Origin of the sequence: Polynucleobacter sp. P1-05-14 (genome assembly GCF_018881675.1) — a bacterium.
Taxonomy (GTDB): domain Bacteria; phylum Pseudomonadota; class Gammaproteobacteria; order Burkholderiales; family Burkholderiaceae; genus Polynucleobacter.
The window spans coordinates 1-8511 of sequence record NZ_JACVPV010000019.1 but is presented as its reverse complement, the minus strand read 5'-3'; the positions used below and the strand labels follow the sequence as shown (position 1 = coordinate 8511).

The window sequence follows — 8511 nt, the reverse complement described above, 5'->3', positions numbered from 1 at the left end:
GTTCAGTTTGGCTAAGGTGTTGATAGGTCATGGCTACTTTGACTTGCAGGTCTAGAAGCTTTGGATACTAAAACATCCTTAGCCTCCTTAACTAGTTGTTCAAAGTTGCACTTCGTAGTTGAATCCACCAACTTTTAAAGCATTGTATAAATGAAAAAATTTCTCTTAAATTTACTAAGCACCATGGCTTTTGGTTTGGCTGCTACAGGCGCAATGGCCCAGGGGGTTGTTGATTGCCCCTCTGGTTGCCCTCAGGTTGATACTCCATACATTTGGGCTACCAGTGTTCCTACTGGCGGAACCAATTTCACATTTAATGTTAGCGGAACTGACTACACTATTTACGCAACAGCATTAGGTAGTTATACAAATTTAAATGGCGCAGGAGGAACTAGCGCATTTAATTCCACCAATATGGCTTGGTTTGGCAATCAGGCGCTTGCAAGAACTTTAGCTGGCGACCTTAAAATGCAACTCGGAAATTATGGCCAGTCTTCCCCTCCTGGTTCTGACATTGGTATTTTGTTTGCTTATGCTCCACCAGTAGCTGGGACAGGCCCAGCATCTGGTTACACCGTTGTACCGATTGAGTATTGGTCTACAACTGCAGGCGCCCCCGAAATTGATGGCTCACTTGCTCCTAAAGTAGGTTTTTTGCTGGGTTGCTTGTTCTTGATGTTTGGTCGCAAGAAACAAAATACAGAGCCCATGATGACTGCTTAAGTCATTCAAATCTGATCATACTAAAACCACCTTCGGGTGGTTTTTGCTTTGGGGTGAGCGTATTCTATAAGTAGGCAGGTCGATTTGAACTCTTGGCGCATTTAATGTAAAGATTAAACTAAGTTACGCAGAGACTGTAGAATCCTCAATACAGACCTCTGACTTCTCATAATCGGTTATGGCTATTCTTAGGATTTCAACCATTCGCATTTGGATACGAGAATGAACTTCAAAAAATTAATCACTACTTTTATACTAGTTTCTAGCGCCCTAATGACCATTGGGATTGCTCGGGCGCAACAGATCACCAACTACGACTTTACCGCCACTTTATCAACTGGCGCAGTGGTTACTGGAGATCTCACGCTCAATCCTGCGGGAAACTTTACTTTGTCGGAATACCCATATTCCAATGTAACACCATTTCTTTTATCGAATTTTAAAGTCGATGGAGTATCGGCAACTACAACAACTCTATACTTTAGTGGGGCTCCAGTCCCTGATGTTTACGCCTATGGGACGGCAGGCCTGCCACTAACACCAGTTACTAATTTAGCTCTGATTTATTCAACTGGTGCCAATCAATTTGCTCGGGTACTCGCGTCCCAGTCGGGGGTTACAGGCTTACAAAATTCTGGTGCAGGATATTTCAGTACCTATACTTCTCAAGCCGACGCATATACGAACACTAATCCAGGAATTTCTAACGGATCTTTATCAAATGTTGTTTTTACAGCTCATCCCAGCGGTGGTGGAGCCCCAGAAATTGATGGCTCACTCGCCCCTAAAGTTGGATTCTTGTTGGGTTGCTTGTTCTTGATGTTTGGTAAAAGGCCTAAGAAATCATATGCTTAGTTCCCCTCATTGAGGGCAATTTAGTGGCTTTTGAGGTAGGGCAGTTCATCATCGCTTAAGTTTTTTGATATAGTTTTCCAATATTCAATTTTTAAGATATTTTTTATCAAAATAATGAACATCAAAAGATTTGTCATTTTTCTATTGTTGCTCCCGGTGGTCTTTGCTTCATCGCTTGTCTATGCAACAAATCCCACCAATGTGATTAATGTAAATGGCACGAATTACAACCTTACTTACATAACCACTACTTATGACGCCAATCCTGGCATTTTTAATATCAGTCATATGCATGGTTCGGCAATCAAAGTTTGGCCTCTACATTTGCTCAGCAGACAGGGTATGGATTAGGAATGCCGGGCGGAGGTGGCACCATGAGCCCTGAATTTGCCTATGCTGTTTATCCGCCCCCGATAGGGCCAGAAGTGGACACATTGATTAACTCGCTGGATCCTGGAACTGGTGTTTTTATCAATATCAAGCAATTCGATCAAGTTACCCCTTATGCTGTTTTAGTGAGTGGCGGTGGTGCCCCAGAAATCGATGGCTCACTTGCACCGAAAGTCGGCTTCTTACTCGGTTGTTTAATCTTAATTTTTAGCAGAAAGAATCACGGCGCTCACTCATTGGCAGTTGTTTAAATAGACCCTCTAATTTCTATAATGAAAAAACTAGTTTTGTTGATATCGCGCACTAAGACTGATTTTTATTAACCAAGATACGCTTTGGCCGTATAGTTGTTTTTAAGTCATGAAGGCCCGCAGTAAGTCATTTTGTTGTTAATGTTTCCTATATATTTGTGCTACGAAAGATACATTGATTGCCCAATTAATAATGGATAGGCTATGAAAATACGTCAATACACAAAAGTTATTTTTTTCTTTCTTACTGCGATGGGTGTTCAGTTTGCACACGCGAATGCTTATAACTTTACGGCTACGTTTGCTGAGCAACAAAATTGGACCAATATCATGACTTATCAAGGTCAAGCGATTACGGATGGTCAAGGTAACATTACTTCTATTAATAATTTGGTTGAATATCAATACTCTAGCTCCTACGCAACTCCTGTAACTCTCGGTAATTTTGGGGGAACAATCACGCAGATGGGCTCAGTGAATTTGCAAAACCAAACTGCTACTGGTGTTTTTAATTTTTCGTTTGCTGACAATACTTTTGGTACTGGCTATGCAAATACTAATTATGTTAACGTCGCCTCTTAGTTGGGTGGCACGACTATGACCTCACCATTGTTTCTCAATGGCTACGCTGATAAAACGATTACAGGTGATGTCAATGTAGGCGCCCCTGAAATCGATGGCTCACTCGCTCCTAAGGTTGGCTTCTTATTGGGATGTCTGTTCTTGATGTTTGGTCGCAAGAGGAGCAATTCTGAAACTGCATTGATGGTGTAAGTTTCTGTAGCGTTATCGTGATGCTATTTTTGTTTTCTTAGTCCACTACTAGCTCTTTCCCTATAGCGCTTTGGATGGCGATTGTGCATTCAGAGTCTTCCATGATGAAGGTGTCTTAGCATGGTAATGCGCTCACTTTCCCTCTTTGTTATAAATGGGGTTTCTTAAAAAAAGCGGGTAGTCCTGATTGATTAGGGTTTTGCTTTCTGTCCCCCTAAGAAAATCAGATCTACGGACTTGGGTTATGTTGTAATAACTCTATGCTCTTGTCTTGTTGAACGCCTCTTTAAAAGGGATCTCCAAATGCGTCCCCACGCTCTTCTAAAAAAACACCTCATTGTTGGCGTGTCACTCGCCGCATTTCTCGTTTCTTCATTCATCACAACTGCACAAGCGTGTACGAGGGTGGTTTATCTTGGTGAAAATAACGCCGTCGTTACTGGACGCTCAATGGATTGGGCTGAAGATATGCATACCAATCTTTGGCTTTTTCCCAGAGGGGTAAGTAGAGATGGTGCTGCAGGACCTCATTCTCCTAAATGGGTTTCTAAGTATGGCAGTATCGTCGCCTCAGGTTATGACGTGGGCACTGCCGATGGCATGAATGAAAAAGGACTCGTTGCCAATGTGCTCTATTTAGCTGAGTCAGACTACGGTAAACCGAATGGTAAGCCACCTTTATCGATTGCTATTTGGGCGCAATATGTTCTAGATCAATTTGCAACAGTTGACGAGGCCGTTACCCATCTGAAGACAGAGCCTTTCCGCTTAATTTCTCCATCCTTACCTAACGGTGTTCCTGCTTCTTTGCATCTATCAATTTCTGATGCATCTGGTGATTCAGCTATCTTTGAATATGTTGACGGCAAACAGGTTATTCACCATAGCAGGCAATTTCAGGTGATGACCAATTCACCGACTTTTGACCAACAACTCGCACTCAATACTTATTGGCAAGAAATTGGCGGCCTGACTTTTTTACCAGGTACTAATCGGGCGGCTGATCGATTTGCGCGAGCCTCTTTTTTAATTCATGCTGTGCCTACTTCGACTGACCCGCATTACATTAGCGCAATACCGGAAAGAAAATACGATTATCAAGCGGTCGCTAGTACTTTAGGAGTAGTGCGTAGCGTGAGTGTGCCTTTAGGTATTACTACACCAAGCCAGCCCAATATTGCTTCGACTCTTTGGCGCACAGTTGCGGATCAGAAGAACAAAATTTATTATTTTGATTCTGCTACTTCCCCGAATACCTTTTGGGTGGAACTGAAAGATCTGAACTTTTCAAAAGGTGCGCCAATCAAAAAATTAACGGTTGCTGGCGGCAAGGTTTACTCGGGAAATACAGCCAGTCAATTTGAAGTAGCAACACCTTTTGAATTCCTGAGGGCGGATCCTTCTAAATAAGCAATTCATTCAACAGGTTACAGGGAGTAATGCGTGAATAATTTAGCAATGACAACGATTCCCGAATTTTTGATCCGTCGCTTTCATGAATTAGGTGTAGACGAAGGATTTGGCATAGTCGGTGACTTTGCCCTTAAGCTATTTGATCGACTAGCAAAATTTGGTTTTCCGGTATTAGTCACTGCTGATGAGCAGGGTGGCGCATTTGCAGCCGAAGCCTATGCCCGCATTAGAGGGTTGGGGGTCTGCGCGGTAACTTATTCAGTAGGTGGGTTTAAGGTGGTTAATGCAACAGCGGGAGCTTGGGCAGAAAATGTACCTCTATTAATCCTAAGTGGATCACCAGGTCTTGCCGAGCGACAAGGTGACCCCTTGCTGCACCATAAAGTTAAAAACTTTGATACTCAGCTAGAAGTATTTAAAGACATCACAATTGCTCAGGCTGTTTTAAGCAATCCATTAACGATCACGCAAGAGATTGATCATGTCCTGAGTCAGATGATTGCCCATCAACGCCCGGGTTATATTGAAATCCCCAGAGATATGGTGGATGTACCAGTGCATGATCGCGTGGGTAGTCTTGTTATTGACTTACCAAAAGTGCATCCAACACGTTTAGAGCTAGCCGTTGAAGAAACCTTAGACTTATTAGAAGCTTCTGGAGATGCGGTTTCCGTTGCAGGGGTCATGGCGGTGCGTCGCAAACTTGGACCTGAACTCTTAGCCTTTACGGAATATTTCGGTGTGCCCATGGCTACCACTTCACTTTCAAAAGGGGTGATTCTTGAAACGCATCCGCTAGCATTGGGTGTTTATATGGGAGCGGTCAGTAGCGATTCGGTTGTGCAGCAAGTAGAGAGCGCAAAGCCCTTGATTTCGTTTGGTGTGTTGTACGGTGATTTAGTGATGGGTGGATTTACCGATCACCTAGAAAGGGGTCAGGTAATTGAATGTACTGACACTCATGTCAACATCGGTTTTCATACTTATCACGATGTTCCACTGTGGGCATTTTTACCTGCGCTCATTCAGGCTGGCAAGCAAAGAGCTTATCAAGAGGGTGGTCAAGTTGTTCGGCGACAGAATACGTTTACTCCGCAGGCGGGTAAAGCATTGCTGGTGGAAAGTATCATGGCATGTATTGCTGGTTTTATCGATCACAAAACCCGTTTAATAGTAGACCCAGGTGATTGTCTTTTTGCGTCTGTAGACTTGCCGGCCCAGACGCTCACTTTGGCAAGTGCGTATTACGCCACCATGGGATATGCGGTACCGGCCGCTTTAGGAGCTGGTAAAGCCGACCCAAATACCAGACCCATGGTGCTAGTAGGTGACGGTGCTTTTTTAATGACAGGTTTAGAAGCGCTGAGCGCAGTTCATCATGGTGTATATCCCATCATTATCGTGATGGATAACCAAGGTTATGGCACTCAACGTCCGATGATCGATGGGCCTTTCAATGACATACCAGCTCTGCACGCAGAAGAGCTTACTAAGGCTTTTGGTGTTGGAACTGGCATCTTGTGTCACACAGAGAACGAGTTGCATGAAGCTTTAACGCAGGCAAAAAATAGTGAAGCTTTATTTATTATTCGCGCTTGTGTTCCTCCTAAAACATACAGCCCTGGATTGGTTCGTTTGACGAATGCTCTAAAGAAAAAAGTCTAACCTTGTTGCTTTGATTCCTGATAGCTGTGCCTTAGATCATCTAGCATTATTGTTGCTGGGATTGTGTGGCTCAGGGTGTTAATCAGCACCCAAAATTGATTTCAAAACAAGGGTAGTTTTATTGGATTTTTAGCATGATCTGGCTCATTAGCTCCCAACCCGATTGGCACTCTAGGAGCAAGCCTTGTCCGCCCTAGAGCTTCACCAGGTCAATGAATACGGGAAATCGGGAAATTCAAGCGATATTCGATATAATCTCTACAACTTTTATTAATAATTACTTTTTTGATTTGCTTAAGAATTACTGAAGAGAATTTTTCTTCATTATATTGAGTACGCTGGATTAATTACGCAATCAGAACAAAACAAAAAATGTGTTTATCTAATCTACTAAACCGAACTCATGAATAAAATTTACCGCCTTGTATTTAATAAGTCGACTGGGCTCATTCAGGTTGCCTCTGAATTAGCCAGCTCTGCTGGCGGTTCAGTAAGTTCCCGCTTAGTTAACACCATTGTTTTTTCTGAAAGTTTTGCGCTCATTCCATTTAGGCTGCGAACACTCACAGCAGCTTTAGTCAGTACATTACTCATGAGTGGTCCGCTGTTATTGGGAAGGGGTATCGCCTCTGCTGCAAACTGCGCATCAACGATTTCATCTTCGTCTAGCGCGTGTACTTTATCTACTAACTCGGTGGAGATTACAGGCTCGGGTTCAATCGTTTCTTCTAGCATTCCAATTGGCGTGAGTAGTAGTTCAACTGGTCTCAATTTAGGTGGCATCACTGTAGATAGTGGCGGTCTCTTGCAATACACCGGCAGTACAGGAACCAGCGCCGGAATTAGTTACGTCTATAACCCTACCGGAGCACCAAGTCCACGAAATTATGCGGGGGCAATCAATCTCAATGGAGATCTCACCAGCTCCCAGCGGGGTATCTATGTCAATGGTTTTGTCTTAGATAGCGTGAGCATTGGATCGGGTAGCACATTAACGGCTGGCGGCTTTGGGATGTTTCTTGCTGATTCATCTGGGGTGACTGGCAACGTCACGAATAATGGCACGATTAGTTCCGGTTCTTATAGCATTTCTATTGGCGGAGCATCATCTGGAGTTGTGGCTTCTTACATTGAAGGCGGTATTACCAATTATGGAACCATTACCAGCTCCAATGGCGTAGCTATTAATAATGCCGGAGACATTACTGGCGCGATTACTAATAGTGCTACTGGCATCTTAAATGGCGCTATTAACATTAGCGGTACTGCCACTGGCGGCATTGATAATTTCGGGATTATTAATCACACTAATAATCCTGATAGCTATGCTATTAACATTACCGGAAGTGTTGGTGGCGGCATTACGAATGAATCATCGGGCGTGATTAATGGTACGGTCTATGCCAATACTGTTACTGCTTTAACGCTTGACAATAGTGGTCAAATAAATGGGCCGGTAACTTTCAATGCGACCCCTGGAACAATTAATCTGAATGGTGCCGCGGGAACAATTACTGGCGCTGTTACTGGTTCTAATACTACCGTTAATGCGGTGGGTACTTTTTCTACTGCAAATACTTTTAATGTTAAAACATTTAATGTTAATGCGGGCGGAAGTCTGACCTTAAATGATGATGTCACTCTGGTGACTGGTAATACCTTTACGAATGCTGGCAACCTCACCGTGGTGGCAGCTAAGAGTCCAACCATCACTGGAAATTACGCTCAATCAGGTACCTATACATTAGAAATTGCAAGCACTACTTCGTATAGTATTTTGAATATTACTGGTGGTGCGAGCTTCTCCGGTGCTTATGACTTTACTTTGCTACCAAGCTCAACCCTAGTGGCAGATAATTTGTATCAGGGTATTTTGAGGAGTAATTCTCTTGCCGGCTTTACTACACAAACTTATACCCAAAGTCTCGGCGGTACAAGTTACACCTATCAAGTATTGCAGGATGCTACGAATGCTGGATGGCTAGATTTATGTTACAGCCCCATTGCCGGAAGTTGTACCGGTGGTTCCGGCAAGCCAGATATTGTTGTTGCTGGTAATTCAGATGGCACTAATATTGCCTCTAGTATCGTGAGCGGGGTAAGTCCAAACTTTAATAATCGTTTTGATGGTGGAACATTATTGGTGGATGTGGCAAATACCTACGGCGGTAACTTCACCATAACCACTAATGGTGGTTTGATCAATGCCAATGGACTAGCCTCCACTTTTACAGGGGTATTTTCAGATGACGCTTCTGGGGTTCCTGGCAGCTTATCGATTACCAATAGCGCTGCTAGTAATGGAACAGTAACCCTCACGGGCACCAACACTTACACCGGCACTACCACGATTGATACCGGGGCTACCTTAGCACTATCTGGTACCGGTTCGATTGCCACCTCCAGGGGCGTAGTGGATAACGGCAGCTTTGATATTTCA

Annotated in this window: 8 protein-coding genes; all 8 read left to right on the top strand. The window is 43.5% G+C overall.

The annotated features are described in order from the left end of the window. Positions 1–150 precede the first annotated feature (150 nt). Positions 151–723 (top strand): hypothetical protein, encoded by a 573-nt coding sequence (locus ICN37_RS08365; protein ID WP_216156612.1) that lies wholly within the window; start codon positions 151–153, stop codon positions 721–723. A gap of 222 nt (positions 724–945) precedes the next feature. Further along, positions 946–1578 (top strand): hypothetical protein, encoded by a 633-nt coding sequence (locus tag ICN37_RS08360; protein ID WP_216156609.1) that lies wholly within the window; start codon positions 946–948, stop codon positions 1576–1578. Positions 1579–1952: 374 nt separating this feature from the next. Further along, positions 1953–2219 carry a hypothetical protein gene (locus tag ICN37_RS08355; RefSeq protein WP_216156606.1) on the top strand — a complete coding sequence of 89 codons (267 nt, stop codon included), beginning with the start codon at positions 1953–1955 and terminating at the stop codon, positions 2217–2219. A gap of 204 nt (positions 2220–2423) precedes the next feature. Next, positions 2424–2801: a hypothetical protein gene (locus tag ICN37_RS08350; RefSeq protein WP_216156603.1), complete on the top strand. Its 378-nt coding sequence runs from the start codon at positions 2424–2426 to the stop codon at positions 2799–2801. 15 nt (positions 2802–2816) lie between these two features. After that, positions 2817–2993 (top strand): hypothetical protein, encoded by a 177-nt coding sequence (locus ICN37_RS08345; RefSeq protein ID WP_216156600.1) that lies wholly within the window; start codon positions 2817–2819, stop codon positions 2991–2993. 303 nt (positions 2994–3296) lie between these two features. Next, entirely contained in the window at positions 3297–4403 is a 1107-nt protein-coding gene (locus tag ICN37_RS08340; RefSeq protein ID WP_216156597.1) for a linear amide C-N hydrolase, read from the top strand. Between the two features lie 33 nt (positions 4404–4436). Further along, complete coding sequence (locus ICN37_RS08335) at positions 4437–6071, top strand: alpha-keto acid decarboxylase family protein (protein ID WP_145915333.1); 1635 nt, start codon at positions 4437–4439, stop codon at positions 6069–6071. A gap of 403 nt (positions 6072–6474) precedes the next feature. After that, a partial coding sequence (locus ICN37_RS08330; protein ID WP_216156595.1) for an ESPR domain-containing protein occupies positions 6475–8511 on the top strand: 2037 nt, incomplete at its 3' end.

Bases quoted from the DNA above. Each gene is read 5' to 3' on its own strand.
- ICN37_RS08355 (WP_216156606.1), top strand. From the start codon at position 1,953: ATGAGCCCTGAATTTGCCTATGCTGTTTATCCGCCCCCGATAGGGCCA.
- ICN37_RS08340 (WP_216156597.1), top strand. From the start codon at position 3,297: ATGCGTCCCCACGCTCTTCTAAAAAAACACCTCATTGTTGGCGTGTCA.
- ICN37_RS08345 (WP_216156600.1), top strand. From the start codon at position 2,817: ATGACCTCACCATTGTTTCTCAATGGCTACGCTGATAAAACGATTACA.
- ICN37_RS08360 (WP_216156609.1), top strand. From the start codon at position 946: ATGAACTTCAAAAAATTAATCACTACTTTTATACTAGTTTCTAGCGCC.
- ICN37_RS08365 (WP_216156612.1), top strand. From the start codon at position 151: ATGAAAAAATTTCTCTTAAATTTACTAAGCACCATGGCTTTTGGTTTG.
- ICN37_RS08350 (WP_216156603.1), top strand. From the start codon at position 2,424: ATGAAAATACGTCAATACACAAAAGTTATTTTTTTCTTTCTTACTGCG.